Origin of the sequence: Nitratireductor sp. XY-223 (genome assembly GCF_004959855.1) — a bacterium.
Lineage (GTDB): Bacteria > Pseudomonadota > Alphaproteobacteria > Rhizobiales > Rhizobiaceae > Hoeflea_A.
This window is the reverse complement of record NZ_SPNT01000001.1, coordinates 322,011-339,297: the sequence shown is the minus strand read 5'-3', so window position 1 is coordinate 339,297 and position 17,287 is coordinate 322,011. Positions and strand designations below refer to the sequence as shown.

Genomic DNA, 17,287 nt, shown 5'->3' with positions numbered 1-17,287 from the left:
GATTGCTCCCGGGGCGTCAAAACGCGGTAAAGGTCATGGTGGTCAGCGACCGGGCGATGCCGGGGATGTTGAGCACATTGTCATGAATGTATTTGCCGATATCCTCGCCCTTCGGAACGTAGATCTTCATCAGGAGATCGAACTCCCCCGATGTCGAGTAGAGTTCCGATATGATCTCCCGGTCATAGAGCTTGTCGGCCACGGAATAGGCCTTGCCGGGCTGGCATTGGAGCTGAACGAAAACGCAGGTCATGGCCTCCTCCAATCGCTGTTCTCCTGCACAACAGGAGATGCTGTGGATCGTCACGCGATGCGCCGCCGCGGAACGTGCCGCGGCAGGCAATTGGCGCATCTATTGCACCGAACGCCACCATAGGCAATCTCGGAAATTCCGCTTTCATCCCTGTTGTCGGGATCGCGATGTCGGCACGGCACTTGCGCTGGCCGAAACTTTCGGTTCACAGTGTCGGCCCAGCTCTGTGGAGTAGAGAGAAACACACGGTCAGAACATGTTGATGCACCAGATATCGGACTGGGACGACGCCTACGCCAACATGCCTCACATTCCCGGCGGTGAAGATTACCCGTCGAAATGGGCGGCGCAGGCGAAACGGTTCCGCCAGGAATACCGCGCCGCGGGCCGGGCCGAGTTCGATGTCGAATACGGGGCCGGCGAGCGCAACACATTGGACATCTTTCATCCGGACGGAACGCCGAAAGGCCTCATCGTGTTTGTCCATGGCGGCTTCTGGCGGGCCTTCGACAAATCGTCGTGGTCGCACCTGGCGGCCGGGCCCCTGGCGCACGGCTACAGTGTCGCGCTGCCTTCCTACACGCTTTGCCCGGACATCCGCATCGCCGGCATCACCGATGAAGTCGGCGAGGCTGTGACCGCTGCCGCGCGCAAAGTGGATGGCGCGATCCGGCTCGCCGGGCATTCGGCGGGCGGCCATCTGGTGACCCGCATGGTGTGCCGCAACACGCCTCTGCCCCCGGACGTCGTCGAGCGTATCCGGCTGACGGTCTCGATCAGCGGCGTTCACGACCTGCGTCCGCTGATGCGCACGGAGCTGAACGACACGCTCAATATCGACCGGATGGAGGCGCTGACCGAGAGCCCTGCCCTGTTGGAGCCGGTCGGCGACACGCGCCTGATCTGCTGGGTCGGCGGCGGCGAGCGCGCCGAATTCCTGCGTCAGAATGCCTTGCTGGCCAGCATCTGGAAGGGACTTGGCGCCGCCACGGTCGGCGTCGAGGAGCCCGACCGTCACCACTTCAATGTCGTCGAGGGCCTCCAGGAGGCGGATCATCCGCTGACATGCGCTCTGTGCGGGTAGCCGAGCCGTCCGGCAAAGGTTCGTCGCTGTCGTCGAGAATGCGGTGCGCGGCGCCTTCGAGGTCCTCGTACTGTCCCGCGCGGATGGACCACAGGAATGCGACAAGCCCCAGCGCGCCGAGGAACAACGCCACCGGTATGAGGTAGATCAGGTTGCTCACTGCGCCGGCTCCAGCGCCTCTTCACCGGGCTTGCTTTCCGGCGCGACGGCTGCCGCGGCACGGGCCTTGCGTTTCCTGATCCTCAGGCGCAGGGCATTCAGCACGACCACAAGCGACGAGGACGACATGGCCAGGGCCGCGACCAGCGGCGTGGCGTAGCCGAGGATGGCCGACGGAATGGCGATCATGTTGTAGACAATCGCCAGGCCGAAATTCTGGCGGATCAACCGCCCGGCCTTCTTCGATACGGCGATCGCGTTGCTGACGGCCGAGAAATTCTCGTGCAGGAAGACAAAATCCGCCGCGTTGCGGCCGACATCGGCGGCGCTGGCCGGGGCCATAGATACGTAGGCGCTGACCAGCGCCGGCGCATCGTTGAGGCCGTCTCCAACCATCAGCACCTTCCGGCCCTCGTCGGCAAGACCCGCCACGTAAGACGCCTTCCCGCCGGGCAGCACGCCGCTTTGATAGCGCGATATGCCGAGCGTTTCCGCAAGCCGCGCGACAACACCCGCCCGGTCTCCGGATATGATCTCGACCGGATAGCCCGCAGCCTTCAGTTCGGCAACGGTCGCCGCTGCGCCGCTGCGCAGTCGATCCTCGAAGACAAAGGCCGCAAGGAAACGGCCGTCGGCGCTCAGCACCGCCTGCCCCTTGTCCTCGTTCTCGCCGCCGCCGCTGCCGGCAACCGCCAGGGCCCAGTCGGCGCGCCCCAGTCGGTAGGTGATGCCGTCGCGCCTGGCCTCCAGGCCTGCGCCGGGGATTTCCTCGACAGCGTCAAATGGTTCGGATTGCCTGGCTGCCGCGGCATGCGCCAGCGCCTGCGACAGCGGATGCCGGGAGTGGGCGCCGAGCTGTGCAGCGATTTTCAGGTATTCGGGCCGGATGGCATCGCCATTCAAGAGGCGCGGCCGGCCGAGCGTAAGCGTGCCCGTCTTGTCGAAGACGATCGTATCGGCCTGCGCCAGCCGCTCCATCGCCACGCCGTCCCTGGCCATGATGCCGTCCTCGAAGAGGCGGCCGGCGGCAACCACCTGGACGACCGGGACGGCCAGTGCCAGGGCACACGGGCAGGTGATGATCAGGACGGCAATCGCGATGTAGAGCGAGTGGTGCCAGTCGCCGGAGACGATCATCCAGCCGATGAAGGAAAACAGCGCCACCAGGTGAACGACCGGCGCGTAGAGCTCCGCCGCCCGGTCCGCGATGCGCCGGTAGCCTGCCTTGCCGCTCTCGGCGCGCTCCATGAGCTGCAGCATCTCGGCCAGGAAGGACTGGCTTGCCGGCGCCAGCGCCTCGATGGTCAGCGGACCGGTCAGATTGAGCGTTCCGGCGCGCAGCACGCTGCCTTCGGAGACGGTCTGCGGCGCGCTCTCGCCGTTGACCAGAGAGCAGTCGAGGTCGCTCGAACCTGAAACAACCCTTGCATCGACGGGAACCCGGTCGCCGGCGGCCAGCAGGATCGTCATGCCGGCCTTGATATCGTCCACTGGCAGAAAGACCCTGGAGCCGTCCGGGTTGCGGGTCATGGCGCCGCGCGGCGACAGCCGCGCCAGCCCCTTCACGGCGGAACGCGCCTTCTCGCGCATCATGTGATCGAGCGTGCGGCCGATCAGCAGGAAGAACAGAAGCGTGACCGATGCATCGAAATAAGCGTGCTCGCCCGAATTGATGGTCTCGTACAGGCTCATCGCGAAGGCGAGAACCACAGCCAGCGAGATCGGAACGTCCATGTTGAGCCGCCTGTTCCGCAGCGCCGAAAATGCCGAGCGGAAGAATATCCGGCCGGAATAGGCGAGCGCCGGTATGGCGATCAGCGCCGAGATCCAGTGGAAGAGGTCCCGCGTCGCGGCTTCCGCTCCGGACCAGACCGAAACCGAGAGCAGCATGATGTTGGCGGCGGCGAAACCGGCGACCGCCAGCGACCGCAGCATCATCGAGAGGGTCTTGTCCTCGGCGTCGTCGGCGAAATCGAACAGATGCGCCTCATAGCCGAGCCGGTGCAGGGCGTCGACAATCGAAGCCGGATCGCCGGCATCGTCCGACCACCTGACGCTCACCCGCTTGGTCGACATGTTAACCCGCGCATTTTTTACTATATTCAGCGCGTTAAGGCCATTTTCTATAGTCCTGATGCAGGCGCCGCAGTGAATGCCCGGAACGCTGAGATCCGTCTGCCGAAGGCCGCCGCCGAGATCACGGCTGGACAGCCGCAGTTCCTCGCCCGAAGGCCCGTCATGCAACGCCTTCTCAAGTTCGACGGCGGATTCGGTTCCCGACGCGCAGCAGCTCATTACCGGCTCCTTTCCGTCGAGATGACGATACGCTGCACATCGGTGTAGACGACCGCACCGTTCTTCGTCGCCGTGGCCTTGACCAGCCACTGTCCGGCACCAAGTTCATGCCCCGCGCGATAGCTGCCGTCTTCCTGCGCCCGCAATACGATCAGCCGGTCCTGATCCTCGCCCGCCGGACGGCTGAAGGCCATGGTTACCCGGTCGGCGACAATCGGCGTGCCGAGCGCATTGGCAAGCGTATAGCGGACGGAGGCTCCGTTTACCGCGATCGCCGACGTCCAGCCGCGCGCCTTCATCGCTTCGACCCGCGCCACGTCGTCATCGAACTGCTGGCTCGCCACATAGGTGTTCTTGACGATCAGGCCGCTCCAGCTCGAGCCGGCGAGATAGGCCATCGTGGCATTGACGCCGATGATGGTACCGAAGAACAGCACCATGACCGCCAGCATGTGCCAGCCTGTAAAGGGTCCGTGGACGATCGAGCGGATTGCGTGCATCACTTCTCCTCCGGAGCGTCGAATGTCGCGTTGTAGACGTCCATTTCCGTGCTGGCCTTGTCCTCGGCCACCAGGTGGAACTGCGTCTTGCCCGGCAGCACCTCGTCGGGCGGCTGTTTGACGTAGACCTTGATCGTGCGCAGCCTATCAGGATCGACGGGAATGGCGAAGGACCGGCCGTCCGGTTGGTCGATGCCCGTTATCGACATGGTGGCGCCGGGCAGTCCTTCGATCGACAGAAATATCACACGCGGTTCGGGAATCATGTTGAGCAGCTTGACCGTGTAGCCGTTGCGGATCGATCCGTCGGACAGCGTCACATGCAGCGGGTTCCTGTCGTGCAGGACATTGACCTGGAGGCGGTCGCGCGACAGCAGCGCAAAAATCAGCGCCAGTCCGACCAGCGCCCAGATGCCGAAATAGAGCATCGTGCGGAACCGGAAGACAATGCGCCAGTCGAAATGCCTGACCTGGTCGATGAAGGATCCGTCCTTGTCGCGGATCAGGTCCGGATTGATCGGCGTCGTTCCTCCGGCCGTCGCCAGCTTCATGTTTTCCGAATATTCGTTGAGCGTCGCGTAGGATATCAGCCCGCGCGGCTTGCCGAGCTTGTCCATCACCCCGTCGCAGGCGTCGATGCACAGCGCGCAGGTGATGCACTCGAGCTGCTGGCCGTCGCGGATGTCGATGCCCATCGGGCAGACGACGACACAGGCATTGCAATCGACGCAGTCGCCGACGGTCTTGCCTTCGGCCTTCGCCCGCTTGGCATGGCGCGATCGCGGCTCTCCGCGCCAGTCGTTGTAGGTGACGGCCAGCGAGTTTTCATCCAGCATTGCCGCCTGGATGCGCGGCCACGGGCACATGTAGGTGCATACCTGCTCGCGCATCAGCCCGCCGAACACGTAGGTGGTCGCCGTCAGCACCGCCACGGTGATATAGGCGACCGGCTCCGCCTGCCCGGTGACCGCGTTGACCAGCAGTGTCGGCGCATCGGCGAAGTAGAAGATCCAGGCGCCGCCGGTCGCAACGGCGATCAGCAGCCAGATCGCGTGCTTGGAAACCCGCTTGGCGAGTTTGTCGACCGACCACGGCGCCTTGTCCAGCTTCATGCGCTGGTTGCGTTCGCCCTCGATCGCCCGCTCGACGACCAGGAACAGGTCGACCCACACGGTCTGCGGACAGGTATAGCCGCACCAGGCGCGCCCGACGGCAGAGGTGACCAGGAACAGGCCGAAGCCGGCCATGACGAGCAGGCCGGCAACGAAGAAGAACTCCTGCGGCCAGATTTCGATGAAGAAGAAGTAGAAGCGCCGGTTGGCGAGATCCACGAGCACCGCCTGATCGGGCGCATAGGGTCCGCGGTCCCACCGCAGCCACGGTGTCAGGTAGTAGATGCCCAGCGTCACCAGCATGACCAGCCACTTGAAGCGGCGGAACTGGCCGCTGGCGCGCTTCGGAAAGATCTTCTTGCGCGCCTCGTAGAGCGGCTTGCGAGCCCACGCGGCATTGACGGCCTGGGCGTCGAACTGCTCGACATCGGTTGCTTGCGAACGAGTATCCGTCATTGGTGTCATCTTCGGTTGCGGTTGGTTGTACACGCTGCCTTGGTCCGCCGGGCGGTGACCTCTGCCCTCCCCGACGGCCGCTTATGACCTACACCATACCGCCCCTTTATTGATCCGGCGCCCATGCGACCGAACGATGCACTGCGGCGATTTGCCTGCCTTTCCGGCAGGCGGCTTCCTGCCGCCGCAGTGCCAGTTTAATGCCTATTGGCCGCCGCCCAAAGAGTGGACGAACACGGCAAGCTGCTTGATCACCGGCTCACCGAGCCGGTCGACCCATCCGGGCATCACCCCGTGCTTCGGATTGGCGATCTGCCCGGCGATCTCGTCCTCGGTCTCCCCGTAGAACCAAATCGCGTCCGCGAGGTTCGGTGCGCCGAACTCGATATCGCCGGTGCCGTCCTCACCGTGGCAGACGGCGCACTGCTCGGCATAGATCTCGGCGCCCGGCGCAACCAGCAACGGGTCCGAAGGTTCGCCTGTCAGGCTGACAACATAGGCCGCGACCTGGCGGATTTCCTCCGGCTCCAGGAGATCGGCGAAAGCCGGCATTTCGGAGAACCGCGTATCGTCGTCGGTCTCGAAGCGCACGCCGTGGGCGATCGTCTGGTAGATACTGTTGATGTCGCCGCCCCACAGCCAGCTGTCGTCGTTGAGGTTCGGGTAGCCGGGCGCGCCCTGCGCCCCGGAGCCGTGGCACTGCACACAGTTGACCTTGTAGGCGGCCGAGCCGCCGGCGATCGCGAATTGCAGGAGATCCGGATGGGAAGAAATTTCTTCCACCGGCATTTGCGCGATACGGTCGACATACTGCGACTGAACCGCCTCGGCCGCGGCCATCTCCTCGGCAACGCTGGCGCGGCTCGAATAGCCCAGCAGACCTTTGGTCGCATCGTTGATGAGCGGAATTGACGGATAGGCGATCATGTATCCGATGCCCCACACGACGGTCGCATAGAAGGTCCAGACCCACCAGCGCGGCATCGGTGTGTTCAGTTCCTTGATGCCGTCCCACTCATGGCCGGTGGTCTCGGTGCCGCTGATTTCGTCAATTTCTCTGTCAGACATCGTCTATTCCTTGTCATCCTTGTTCGGATCGTCGTCGTCCTTCAGCGGGATCTGGGCAATCTCGTCGGCCTTTTTCTTGCTGCCGGGCCGGAACGTGTAGATCACCACCGCGACGAAGACGATCACCATGAACAGCAGGCCCCAGCTATCGGCGAAGGTCCGCATTGTCTGGTAATCCATGATCGGGCTCCTACCGGTAACCCGATGTCGGATCGTAGCTGGAGAAATCGACCAGCGTTCCGAGCATCTGCAGATAGGCGACAAGCGCATCCATCTCCGTGAGCCTTCCGGGATCGCCGTCGAAATCGCCGAGAACGGCCTTCGGATAGCGCTCCTCGACACCCGACCAGTCGGCGTCCGGATCGGCCTGGGCCTCGAGGTCGGCACGGGCGTTCTCGACCATCGCCTCGTCATAGGGAACGCCGACGGCGACGTTGGCCTTGAGTTCAAGTGCGATGTTCTCGTAGTCCAGATCCCGGTTGAGCAGGAAGGCGTAGCTGGGCATCACCGATTCCGGGACCACCGACCGCGGCTCGATGAGATGCTGGACATGCCACTCGTTCGAATAGCGCGCACCGACGCGGGCCAGGTCCGGCCCGGTACGTTTCGAGCCCCACTGGAACGGATGGTCGTACATCGACTCCGCTGCCAGCGAATAGGGGCCGTAACGCTCCACCTCGTCGCGGAACGGGCGGATCATCTGGCTGTGGCAGACGTAGCAGCCCTCGCGGATGTAGATGTTGCGCCCGGAGAGCTCCAACGGCGAGTAAGGCCGCATGCCCTTGACCTTCTCGATCGTGTTCTCGAGGTAAAAGAGCGGCGCGATCTCCACGATACCGCCGATGCTGACCACCACCAGGGAGGCAACCAGGAGCAGCGTCGCGTTCTTTTCTAGGATCTTGTGCCTATCGATCATTGCCATATCGGTTGTCTCCTATTCGGCCGGCTGCATGGCGGGCTGGCTGCCCGGAATGGGCGCTTCTTCCCGTTCCCGGCCGAGGATGGTCATGACGATGTTGTAGCCCATGATGAGTCCGCCGATGAGATACAGCGCACCGCCAATCGTCCGCAGGATGTAGTAGGGTTTCATCGCGGCAACGGTTTCGGCGAAGGAGAAGACCAGGAAGCCCTGCTCGTCGTATTCGCGCCACATCAGGCCCTGCTGGATGCCGGCCACCCACATCACCGCCGCATAGATGACGATGCCGAGCGTAGCGAGCCAGAAGTGCCAGTTGACGAGCCGCAGCGAGTAGAGCCGCTGGCGGTGCCACAGTTTGGGCACGAGGTAGTAGACCGCCCCGAAGGAGATCATGCCGACCCAGCCCAGCGCACCGGAGTGCACGTGACCGATGGTCCAGTCCGTGTAGTGGCTGAGACTATTCACCGCCTTGATCGACATCACCGGACCCTCGAAGGTCGACATGCCGTAGAAGGCGACGGCGATCACCATCATGCGAACGATCGGATCGGTACGGATCTTGTCCCACGCGCCCGACAGGGTCATCAGGCCGTTGATCATGCCGCCCCAGCTCGGCATCCACAGCATGACTGAGAAGACCATGCCGAGCGTCTGCGCCCAGTCCGGCAGGGCCGTGTAGTGCAGATGGTGCGGACCCGCCCAGATATAGAGGAAGATCAGTGACCAGAAGTGGATGATGGAAAGCCGGTAGGAATAGACCGGCCGGCCCACCTGCTTGGGAATGAAGTAGTACATCATGCCGAGGAAGCCGGCCGTCAGGAAGAAGCCGACGGCGTTGTGGCCGTACCACCATTGCGTCAGGGCGTCCTGGACGCCGGCAAACGCCGAGTAGCTCTTGGCGCCGAGGAACGTGACCGGAACCGCCAGGTTGTTCACGACATGCAACATTGCGATCGTCACGATGAAGGCGAGATAGAACCAGTTGGCCACATAGATATGCGGCTCCTTGCGCCTCATCAGCGTGCCGAGGAAGACCAGCAGGTAGACGACCCAGACCACCGTCAGCCAGAGATCCACATACCATTCCGGCTCCGCATATTCGCGGCTCTGGGTAATGCCCAGCAGATAGCCGGTCGCCGCCATGACGATAAAGAGCTGATAACCCCAGAAGACGAACCAGGCCGCGTTGCCGCCCCACAACCGCGCCCGCGTCGTGCGCTGCACGACGTAGAAGGACGTTGCCAGCAGTGCGTTGCCGCCGAAGGCGAAGATCACCGCGGAGGTGTGCAGGGGCCGCATGCGTCCGAAATTGAACCAGGGTTCGATGTTGAGATCCGGGAAGGCAAGCTGTGCGGCAACCACCACGCCGACGAGAAAGCCGATTATCCCCCAGAAGAGAGTCGCAATCGCCCCGTACTTGACCACCTCGTCGTTGTAGCCCGATGTATCGGCGGCCTCCGGCACGGCTTTGGCTGCGCTAAAGTTGACGTTGCGCAGCATCACGACGACGGAAATCAGCAACACGAAGAACAGCACCCACATGTGGGCCGCGAACATGTTGTCCCGCGCAAAGGCTGCACCGAGCAGAGCCAGGAAGGCCCCGACACCGACAGCGACGGTTTCGACAGCGAATTTCATTGATTACCCCCAAATAGGCAGCGGAACTAAGTGGACGGGTCCCTTATCCCGCCAGGCAGGCCGCGTTATTTCAAAATGTGCGGCGATCTTCATTGATCTCGATCAATGCATCAATTGACCTTTTGGCGCACACCTCACTGCTATGCTCAATGCCATTGAATTGATATCGAATTGCATGACGTTTCGCCAGCCGCGCACCGCGGCGGCTTTGTCTGGGAGGGTTTGATGCAGCAGCCCGCGGCGCTGGAACTGATCGACGAATCGGCGCGGTTTTTCAGCGCACCGGACGGCGATCCGCTGGAGGCGCTCGAAAAAGCGCACCTGACCCAGCTGACCCTGTGCGACATGCTTGAGCAAATCGCCGATTCGATACCCGGTCAGATCGACCGGCAGACCTGCGCCCGACTCGCCGAACGCTTGCTGCCGCTGCTTCGCGACATCCACAGTTTCGAGGAGGAAATCCTCTACCCGCAGGCCCTGGAAAGCCCGGGCACCGCCCCGGACATTGAAACGACGATCATGCGTCTGCGGTTCGAGCACTGCGAGGACGAGTGTTTCGCCGAGGAACTGGCCGACGCACTGCATGAACTGGGAACCGGAAAGGCGCCTGGAAACCCGGAGGCGACGGGCTACATGCTGCGGGGTTTCTTCGAGGCCATGCGCCGCCATATCGCCTTCGAACACGAGCACCTGGTGCGCCTGCTGCGTGCCTCTGCGACGGAAGGACAGCACGGGTTGGTGACCGGCTAGGACGCAAGGATGGGGCTACTAGCGCGGAAGCAAGACAACGGCATGTGCGGATTCGATCTCGTACTCCGACTCCCTGATCCAGCCGCTAATCTCGAAAATGATGAGACTGGCTTGGCCCCGTTGGCCCTCCAGTTCGATAATCAAAGGTCTGGAGGTATCGTCTTCCGCAGCCCGGGCCCGCTCGATCAGGTCCTTTGTTGTGGCCTGCCAGACATCGTCGCCGCGTGACACAACAACGTTCGTGCCGTTGACCAAAATCTTCGGGCCTGAGCCATCCGATCGCTGTCCGGACCCCCATGACGTTCCGAAGCGGTGGCCACCGGAGAAGACCGCGCTGTTGGAAAGCGCCAGTTCCACGGGACCGGCCCACCCGGCGTAGTTCACGAAAACGGAGCCGTCATCTGCCTGCTCTTTCAACTGCAGCTGACCCAGTACCTCGCCCGCATCCGCCTGCTGGCCGCCATCGGAAAACGGGTCGTTTTCACGCCCCGCGAAAAGCGGGGCAAGCAAATCGAGACGCCCGGCCTCCGACAACAGGAACACAATCGAACGTCCGTCGGCGGCCAGCTTGGTGTCGAACCGGTCCGCTGCGCCAATCTTGCCGTCGGACAGATATCCGGCCTCCTGCAAAATCACGATCAGACGCGAGAACTGGCTTCGGACGGAGACCTGGTCGGCGCCCCAGGGCCCGAAACTCGCGACCAGCAGCAATGCGGAAAGGGAACCGATAATCAGCCGCGGTCCGATCGAGGACGACCGCAACGCGAACCCGATGACCAGAACCGCCGCCCACAGTCCGACGAGCGCCAGACCGTAGCGCTCCGGCGTCACACCGTAGTCTGATACGCGCCGAAAGAGACCGACGAAGAGAAGGCCGAGCGGAACGGTCAGCAACCAGAACCATGTTCTTTGGAAGATCCGCAGGAGCGCTGATCCGCCCTGTCTCCATGGTTGTGCGATCAACCAGACTCCGGTTCCGCCGATCGCAAACAGCAGCACCATGAATCCGATCTGCCCGCGCGGCAATTCCCAGTTCAGAAGAATCCTGCCGGCATAGAGGTAGAGTATCGCAACATAGACAACGGCAATCGGTATCAGCAGGTAATTGAGAAGCAGCGACGACCCGGCGATCAGAAGTCCGGAGTGCTCCTGCGGGACAAATGGCTCGGACAGGTCGCGCGACACCATTGAGAGCCCGAACACCGGCCCGACAAGCGTAACCGCAGTGCACAGGATATGTTCGGTACTGTCCGAACCGAGCCGAATGGAAAACAGATATTCAACACTTTCAACGATGGCTACTAGGCCCAGGAAGAACACCAGGCCAACAACGGTCGCAAGAACAATGGCCAGCGCAAGCCGGGCGTTGAATATCCAGATCGCGTTGTCCGCACCCCCGGCTCGCAGATAGCCCGCGACCATGACCAGCAGCACAAGCCCCGGAAGCCAGAACATCATCAGAATCTGGAACTCCAGCCTGGTGACAAACCAGAACGGGACAGTGGCGGCGGCCCCGGCAACAAGGGCAAGCAACAGGCTCATGGCCCCATTCAGCCGCCGCGCCTCGGCAAATAAATGAGCGGCGCCGGAGGCCAGGAAGGCGGCGACAAGGGCGCCGTAGAGCGATTCCTTCTTCAGCCAGGCAACCGTGTAGGGAGGGTCGTAAACACTCGGCAGGTTTATGATTTCAGCAATGTCCAGGTTGCCGATGATCGCCGCCAGCACGCTGACTGCAAACGGAACGGGAAACCGGGCAACGGTCAAGGACAAGTCGGGAAGCAGACGTCCCATACGATTGATAATTGACATCCGCAAACCCATCGATCGACAGCAAAACCGGTTTCAGGTTGCGTCCCCGGTTTCAGACAAGCTGGTGTTGTACAATGACGATCATGGCCAAATTAAGTGACCCGACCCCGACCGGACAGGCCGGAGCGACGCCGTCGCCTCAGATGCTCGCCCGGTGCGCCAGCCTTTCCATGTCGGGCACGCTCACATGGCGGTTATTCTCGATCTGGATAACCCCGTCCTTGCGCAGCTTGGTCATCTGGCGGCTCACGGTTTCAATGGTCAGGCCGAGAAAATCGGCAATGTCGGCCCGCGTCAGCGGCAGGTCGAAGGAGATGTCCGTTCCGCCGTCCGATGCGGGATCGATATTGGTGGCGATCAGGTAGAGGAAGCTCGCCACCTTTTCCGCCGCCGTCTTGCGTCCGAGCGTGACCATCCAGCCGCGCGCCTCGTCCAGTTCCTTGAGCGTCTGCTCCAGGAGCCTGTGCTCGAGATTCGGGCTTTCCTCGATCATCCGGTCGACGGCGCTGCGCGGGAATGTGCACAGCCGCACTGTCGTTGCCGACTCGGCATTGGTGTCGCTGGACGTCTTGAACGGACGGCCAAGAAAATCGGGAGCGAACTGCAGACCGACGATCTGTTGCCGCCCGTCGGCGAGAATCTTCGTCAGTTTGACGACGCCAGAAAGGATGTTCGAATAGTGGGTCACGGGCTCGCTGTCGGCGACCAGTGCCGTCCCGGGCTTGACCTCGCGGCGGTTGGCGACCTTGTTCAGATGCGTCAGCTCACCCGGATTCAGCGCCCCGCACATGCCGTGATGGCGCGCTTCGCAGGCCTGGCACAAGGCCGGCATCTCGGAGTTGTGAATATCCCTGCGCTGTTCTGTCATTTTTATAGTCCGGTTGTCTGCCGGTGCATTCTTTTTACTATTACACTTTCGACTGGAATGCGACCTATTGTCTCCGACACCCGACACCCGGCCGCACGAGCGTGGCAATCACCATTCCTTGTTTTATTTCAGCACGTTCCACGCTTCCTGCAACCGGCTGCAGCCAATTGTCTCACCCTTTGACCAGGATCAATATCGGCTGGCGCGAGCTGCTGTAGACAACCGGCAGTCCTGTTCCGGCCGTTTCCGCACTGTTGCGGCGCTCCGGGACAATCCCACGGAGCTGCCTGATGCACGACATCCTGATCGAGAAACTGAAAAGGCCGACGCCCCGCTACACCAGCTACCCGACGGCCCCGCATTTCAGGGGCGACTTCGACGACGCGACGTACCGGGCATGGCTTAAGGCACTGCCGCGCGGCAGCTCGGTCTCGCTCTATGTCCACATTCCGTTTTGCGACCGGCTCTGCTGGTTCTGCGGCTGCACGACCAAACAAACGCGTCAATACAAGCCGATAGAGCGGTATCTTCAATCGCTATACAAAGAAATATCAACGGTCGGTGGCCTGATGGGCGAATTAACCGAGGTGACCGCCCTGCATCTCGGCGGCGGCTCGCCGACCATGCTGGAGCCGGCGGATTTCGCGGCGCTGAGATCGGCCATCGACATGCATTTCGATGTTTCGCCCAATGCCGAAATCAGCATCGAAATGGATCCGAACGATCTCAACGAGGAAAAATACGACGCCATGGCGGAATTCGGGGTCACCCGTGCCAGCCTCGGCGTCCAGGACTTCGACCCGAAGGTCCAGGCGGCGATCAACCGCCCGCAGACCTTCAGGCAGACCCGCACTGTCGTGGAGGTGATGCGCGCACGCGGCGTCGCGTCGGTCAATCTCGACATGCTTTACGGCCTGCCGCACCAGTCGCTGGCAACCATTGACGATACCGTGGCAAAGGTCCGTTCGCTCAAGCCGGACCGCGTCGCGCTGTTCGGCTATGCGCATGTGCCCTGGATGAAGAAGCACCAGACCATGATCGACGAAAGCGTGCTGCCGGATGTTGGAGAGCGTTTCGCACAGGCCAGCCGCGCCGCGGAACTGCTGACCGAAAACGGCTATCGCCGCATCGGCATGGACCACTTCGCGCGCCGGCACGACGCGCTCAGCCGCGCCGAAAGCGACGGCAGCCTGAGCCGCAATTTCCAGGGCTACACGACCGATGATGCCGACGCACTGATCGGGCTCGGTGCATCGTCGATCGGCCGGCTGCCGCAGGGCTACGTGCAGAACACGCCGTCCACCCACGACTACCAGCGCCGCGTCGATGCCGAAGGCGGGTTGGCGACGGTCCGCGGGCTTGAGCTGTCGCAGGACGACACGATGCGCGGCTGGCTGATCGAGCGGCTGATGTGCGATTTCGGCTTTTCGGGCGACGAGTTGCGGTCACGCTTCGGCCAACCCGCCGAAACGGTGCTGGAGGAAGCGGACGCGCTCGTGAAGTCCGACGGCCACGACCTTTTCGTCAAGGACGCCGGCGCCTACCGGGTGACCGAAACCGGACGCCCCTATGTACGCACCATCGCCGCGGAATTCGACCGTTACCTGCGCAAGGGAACGGCCCGTCACTCCGTATCGGTTTAAGGGCGCTGGTCTTTATTCGGACGAGAGTTCCATCTGGAGTTCTTCCTGCTTGCGAAATGCCGGTTGCTTGGCGCCAAACATCAGGCAAACTGAGATGAGATACCATTCCCATAGCCACACAAAAAGTGCGACCGCAGCTACGCCGGAAAAGAAAATAACCACTGTATTCGCAACGAGATTTCCGTTTCCCAGAAACCCGTTATGTATCAAGTAGATATACAGCGGCGAGAGAACCAGCGCGGGCGCAACAAACCACACAAAAAGCGTGCCAACAAACAAAGTCGATATGACCGGCAATTCCAGCGACCAGTTGACCACCCAAAGCTGGTGCCGCAGGAACGCCCTGCGAATCCCCGTCAAGATGGTGCGTTTACCCTGGCCCATATCGACGTGTTACCACAACCATAACGCACGGAAAAAACCGCGAGACCCGATGGCCGCGCCGTGCCCGGCATCCCTGGGACGTTTCCTGAGTGTCAGGACGCCTTTTCGGTCGTCGGATCGATCATCTTGCGGATCGGCGTGATCTTTGTTGCCGGAAACCCGCTGATCTCGGCGTGTTTGCGGATCACGTCCTCATCCTTCGCCAGGTAGACGCAAAAGGTCTTGTCGCCCGCGACAAAGCTCTCGACCCACTGTATGTCGGGCGCAAGCTGGGCCAGCGCCTCGTTCGACTTTGCCGCCGCGCCGGCCAATTGCTCGCGGTCGAGCGAGCCGACTTCGGGAATATCGCGTTCGATGATGAATCTGTTCAGTGCCATCCGAGCCTCCTGATATCTGGAGTGGTGCGCCTGTCGTCCATCCTAACACGACCGCTGTGGCGGGCGTATGGCGCTGATCCGGAATTCCTGAACATCGCCCGCCTAGGACTGCTCGAAATAATCCATGAACGCGATAAAACCGTTGAGGCCGCCCTCGACCTGCATGTCGCCGGAGGCGAGCGCGGCCGCCGGATTGGTGTGTTTGGCGCCAAGCGCCTTGAAGGTGGCGGCCGGCATCGAGACAGTGCCGACGCAGTCGCCCGACAGTTCCTCCGTCAGGATCGCGACGCCGCGCCGGATGCGCAGCGTGTAGTTCTCCTCAGGGTCGCTGAAGGCAAAGCAATAGGCGACTTCCTTGTCGAGCACCTCCTCCGCCTTCAACGAGACCTGCAGGAATTCCAGATAGGGCCGCAGCGGGAACCCGGTGAGGTTTTCCTGCGGCGTCAGCCAGGTCTTCACCGGCGGAATTTCAAAGCCGCCGGCTTCGGCCGCGGAGGTCAGGAAATAGTTGCGGCCGGTCGCCGAGATTTCCCGCTCCCCAAGGGCCTCGAGCGCCATTGACCGCATCTCGGCGGCCGCTTCGTCGCCCGTTTCATCGAGATGCGAGGCCAGCACCAGCGCCCATTCCGGCTCGCCACGTTCCATTGCGGCATTAAAGTGGTCTTTGACGTTGCCGGCGCCGCCGGCCAGCTCGACCATCAGCTCGGCCTCGCGCGGCTCGGATAGCGGCAGCAAATCCTTCGGGTCGCCGGAGAACCAGCCCAGATAGCCGGAGAACACGGCGCGCGCGGCCCAGTCGACGCGGCCGTAGAACGGCTGCAGGTGCGGCGCCGCGGCCAGGTGCGGCGGCAGCTCCAGCACCGCGACGATCTCGTCGGGCGTCATGCCCTTGTTGATCATCCGCACCGTCTGGTCGTGGACGAACTGTATGGCGTCGCGATAGTCGGTGAGCCGCTTCCTGATCTCGTCGGCGCCGTGTACCGGGCGCGAGTGCTGCGGAATCATGACGTCCATGTCGAAGCCGAGCATTGCGTCGATGCTCTTCGACCATTCCAGGACGTCGCGGTACGGCGTGCCGCGGATGGCATAGAGATTGGGGAAGGCGTGATAGTAATTGTCGGCCGGAAGCAGTGCCTTCCTGTCCGGCAGGTAGATCATCAGCTGATCATCGGTCTCGCCGATCGCCTCCCGGATGATCACGGTCTCGCCGGCAATCTGCAGGCGCACTTCCTTCTCGCTGATGGGGTGGCTGACGGCCTCGAAATGGATTCGGGCATTCTCGTTGGTCAACAGGAACGGGCCGATACCGGCGTTCTCCAGCTGCCCGTCAGACAGGAACGTGCCGAATTGGCGCATGGAACGCTCATAGATAATCGGCCGCAGCACGTTGACGACCTCGTGGACACGCGCCTCGGTATCCTCGTGCGCCCAGATGCGCACCGGCGTCTCCTGGTCGGCGGTGAAGACGCCGGCGCCGAACACGTGGTCGGCGTGGTTGTGGGTGTAGATGATGTCGGTCACATCCTTGCCGGTCTTTTCGCGCAGCGCCCGGATACCCGGCAGCAGCCCGTTGGCCGCTTCCATGCTCTCCAGCGCGTCGACCATGATCAGACCGTCCGGCGCGTCGACAATGATGACATTCGCCAGCCCGTAGCCGATGGCGAGATGGATACCGGGCACCACCTCCTCGAAACTGCGGGCGAAGATCTCGGTATGCGCTTCGAGGCTCGGATCGACGGCGTCAGCGGACACCGGCGCGAAGGTTCTTGCTTCGCCGCCGGCTTTCGCACCCGGCGGATTGAGCACCAGGTAAAGTCCGCCGCCGGCCACGACCACACTCAGCACTATCCCGCAGACCAGTCCCCACAAAAATCGCGCCATCTATGATTTCCCTCCCGGTTTCCGCCCCACAGTCTGCGCATTGCACACACACCGATCACTGGGACTGTCACGGACGCTCCCGGCAGTCCTC

The 17,287-nt window shown here is 62.4% G+C and carries 16 protein-coding genes and 1 pseudogene; 3 read left to right on the top strand and 14 right to left on the bottom strand.

Going from position 1 to position 17,287, the window contains the following annotated elements; genetic code table 11:
• Positions 1–16: 16 nt before the first annotated feature.
• Positions 17–253 (bottom strand): Lrp/AsnC ligand binding domain-containing protein, encoded by a 237-nt coding sequence (locus E4M07_RS01520; RefSeq protein WP_136656519.1) that lies wholly within the window; start codon positions 251–253, stop codon positions 17–19.
• 256 nt (positions 254–509) lie between these two features.
• Here E4M07_RS01520 and E4M07_RS01515 point away from each other — a divergent pair, with 256 nt between their 5' ends.
• Entirely contained in the window at positions 510–1,337 is an 828-nt protein-coding gene (locus tag E4M07_RS01515; protein ID WP_136656518.1) for an alpha/beta hydrolase, read from the top strand.
• A gap of 10 nt (positions 1,338–1,347) precedes the next feature.
• Here the strand turns inward: E4M07_RS01515 and ccoS are convergent.
• The 8 genes and pseudogenes from ccoS to ccoN form a co-directional block, all read right to left on the bottom strand.
• Positions 1,348–1,497: pseudogene (gene ccoS / locus E4M07_RS01510) on the bottom strand (cbb3-type cytochrome oxidase assembly protein CcoS); the annotation flags it as partial.
• Positions 1,494–3,791: a cation-translocating P-type ATPase gene (locus E4M07_RS01505; protein ID WP_136656516.1), complete on the bottom strand. Its 2,298-nt coding sequence runs from the start codon at positions 3,789–3,791 to the stop codon at positions 1,494–1,496. The gene E4M07_RS01505 and the pseudogene ccoS, both read right to left, overlap by 4 nt.
• The gene (locus E4M07_RS01500; RefSeq protein WP_136657462.1) at positions 3,791–4,291 is read right to left on the bottom strand and encodes a FixH family protein; all 501 of its coding nucleotides are present in this window, start codon (positions 4,289–4,291) and stop codon (positions 3,791–3,793) included. Before E4M07_RS01500 ends, E4M07_RS01505 begins: the two co-directional genes overlap by 1 nt.
• Positions 4,291–5,859 (bottom strand): cytochrome c oxidase accessory protein CcoG, encoded by a 1,569-nt coding sequence (ccoG, locus tag E4M07_RS01495; protein ID WP_136656515.1) that lies wholly within the window; start codon positions 5,857–5,859, stop codon positions 4,291–4,293. The genes E4M07_RS01500 and ccoG overlap by 1 nt, the downstream gene beginning before the upstream one ends.
• A gap of 204 nt (positions 5,860–6,063) precedes the next feature.
• On the bottom strand, positions 6,064–6,927 hold the full coding sequence (gene ccoP / locus E4M07_RS01490) for a cytochrome-c oxidase, cbb3-type subunit III (RefSeq protein WP_136656514.1): 864 nt from the start codon (positions 6,925–6,927) through the stop codon (positions 6,064–6,066).
• Between the two features lie 3 nt (positions 6,928–6,930).
• Positions 6,931–7,107 carry a cbb3-type cytochrome c oxidase subunit 3 gene (locus E4M07_RS01485; RefSeq protein ID WP_136656513.1) on the bottom strand — a complete coding sequence of 59 codons (177 nt, stop codon included), beginning with the start codon at positions 7,105–7,107 and terminating at the stop codon, positions 6,931–6,933.
• A gap of 10 nt (positions 7,108–7,117) precedes the next feature.
• Positions 7,118–7,849: a cytochrome-c oxidase, cbb3-type subunit II gene (ccoO, locus tag E4M07_RS01480; RefSeq protein ID WP_136656512.1), complete on the bottom strand. Its 732-nt coding sequence runs from the start codon at positions 7,847–7,849 to the stop codon at positions 7,118–7,120.
• 12 nt (positions 7,850–7,861) lie between these two features.
• Positions 7,862–9,484 carry a cytochrome-c oxidase, cbb3-type subunit I gene (ccoN, locus tag E4M07_RS01475; protein ID WP_136656511.1) on the bottom strand — a complete coding sequence of 541 codons (1,623 nt, stop codon included), beginning with the start codon at positions 9,482–9,484 and terminating at the stop codon, positions 7,862–7,864.
• A 225-nt stretch (positions 9,485–9,709) separates the two neighbouring features.
• Between ccoN and E4M07_RS01470 the strand changes: the two genes are divergently transcribed.
• On the top strand, positions 9,710–10,234 hold the full coding sequence (locus E4M07_RS01470) for a hemerythrin domain-containing protein (protein ID WP_136656510.1): 525 nt from the start codon (positions 9,710–9,712) through the stop codon (positions 10,232–10,234).
• An 18-nt stretch (positions 10,235–10,252) separates the two neighbouring features.
• Here E4M07_RS01470 and E4M07_RS01465 read toward each other — a convergent pair whose 3' ends face one another.
• Both E4M07_RS01465 and E4M07_RS01460 read right to left on the bottom strand, forming a co-directional pair.
• Positions 10,253–12,043: a DUF4153 domain-containing protein gene (locus tag E4M07_RS01465; RefSeq protein WP_169054051.1), complete on the bottom strand. Its 1,791-nt coding sequence runs from the start codon at positions 12,041–12,043 to the stop codon at positions 10,253–10,255.
• Between the two features lie 139 nt (positions 12,044–12,182).
• Entirely contained in the window at positions 12,183–12,911 is a 729-nt protein-coding gene (locus E4M07_RS01460) for a Crp/Fnr family transcriptional regulator (RefSeq protein ID WP_136656508.1), read from the bottom strand.
• Positions 12,912–13,201: 290 nt separating this feature from the next.
• Here E4M07_RS01460 and hemN point away from each other — a divergent pair, with 290 nt between their 5' ends.
• On the top strand, positions 13,202–14,554 hold the full coding sequence (hemN, locus tag E4M07_RS01455; RefSeq protein ID WP_136656507.1) for an oxygen-independent coproporphyrinogen III oxidase: 1,353 nt from the start codon (positions 13,202–13,204) through the stop codon (positions 14,552–14,554).
• 12 nt (positions 14,555–14,566) lie between these two features.
• Here hemN and E4M07_RS01450 read toward each other — a convergent pair whose 3' ends face one another.
• The 3 genes from E4M07_RS01450 to E4M07_RS01440 form a co-directional block, all read right to left on the bottom strand.
• Positions 14,567–14,938, bottom strand: a complete 372-nt coding sequence (locus tag E4M07_RS01450; protein ID WP_136656506.1) for a hypothetical protein — start codon at positions 14,936–14,938, stop codon at positions 14,567–14,569.
• A 92-nt stretch (positions 14,939–15,030) separates the two neighbouring features.
• Positions 15,031–15,315 (bottom strand): DUF4242 domain-containing protein, encoded by a 285-nt coding sequence (locus E4M07_RS01445; protein ID WP_246660334.1) that lies wholly within the window; start codon positions 15,313–15,315, stop codon positions 15,031–15,033.
• Positions 15,316–15,417: 102 nt separating this feature from the next.
• Positions 15,418–17,196 (bottom strand): alkyl sulfatase dimerization domain-containing protein, encoded by a 1,779-nt coding sequence (locus tag E4M07_RS01440; RefSeq protein WP_136656505.1) that lies wholly within the window; start codon positions 17,194–17,196, stop codon positions 15,418–15,420.
• Positions 17,197–17,287: the final 91 nt, after the last annotated feature.

Excerpts from the sequence above, each read along its gene's own strand:
- E4M07_RS01520 (WP_136656519.1), bottom strand. The coding sequence starts at position 253 with ATGACCTGCGTTTTCGTTCAGCTCCAATGCCAGCCCGGCAAGGCCTAT.
- E4M07_RS01515 (WP_136656518.1), top strand. The coding sequence starts at position 510 with ATGTTGATGCACCAGATATCGGACTGGGACGACGCCTACGCCAACATG.
- E4M07_RS01505 (WP_136656516.1), bottom strand. The coding sequence starts at position 3,791 with ATGAGCTGCTGCGCGTCGGGAACCGAATCCGCCGTCGAACTTGAGAAG.
- E4M07_RS01500 (WP_136657462.1), bottom strand. The coding sequence starts at position 4,291 with ATGCACGCAATCCGCTCGATCGTCCACGGACCCTTTACAGGCTGGCAC.
- ccoG (WP_136656515.1), bottom strand. The coding sequence starts at position 5,859 with ATGACGGATACTCGTTCGCAAGCAACCGATGTCGAGCAGTTCGACGCC.
- ccoP (WP_136656514.1), bottom strand. The coding sequence starts at position 6,927 with ATGTCTGACAGAGAAATTGACGAAATCAGCGGCACCGAGACCACCGGC.
- E4M07_RS01485 (WP_136656513.1), bottom strand. The coding sequence starts at position 7,107 with ATGGATTACCAGACAATGCGGACCTTCGCCGATAGCTGGGGCCTGCTG.
- ccoO (WP_136656512.1), bottom strand. The coding sequence starts at position 7,849 with ATGGCAATGATCGATAGGCACAAGATCCTAGAAAAGAACGCGACGCTG.
- ccoN (WP_136656511.1), bottom strand. The coding sequence starts at position 9,484 with ATGAAATTCGCTGTCGAAACCGTCGCTGTCGGTGTCGGGGCCTTCCTG.
- E4M07_RS01470 (WP_136656510.1), top strand. The coding sequence starts at position 9,710 with ATGCAGCAGCCCGCGGCGCTGGAACTGATCGACGAATCGGCGCGGTTT.
- E4M07_RS01465 (WP_169054051.1), bottom strand. The coding sequence starts at position 12,043 with ATGTCAATTATCAATCGTATGGGACGTCTGCTTCCCGACTTGTCCTTG.
- E4M07_RS01460 (WP_136656508.1), bottom strand. The coding sequence starts at position 12,911 with ATGACAGAACAGCGCAGGGATATTCACAACTCCGAGATGCCGGCCTTG.
- hemN (WP_136656507.1), top strand. The coding sequence starts at position 13,202 with ATGCACGACATCCTGATCGAGAAACTGAAAAGGCCGACGCCCCGCTAC.
- E4M07_RS01450 (WP_136656506.1), bottom strand. The coding sequence starts at position 14,938 with ATGGGCCAGGGTAAACGCACCATCTTGACGGGGATTCGCAGGGCGTTC.
- E4M07_RS01445 (WP_246660334.1), bottom strand. The coding sequence starts at position 15,315 with ATGGCACTGAACAGATTCATCATCGAACGCGATATTCCCGAAGTCGGC.
- E4M07_RS01440 (WP_136656505.1), bottom strand. The coding sequence starts at position 17,196 with ATGGCGCGATTTTTGTGGGGACTGGTCTGCGGGATAGTGCTGAGTGTG.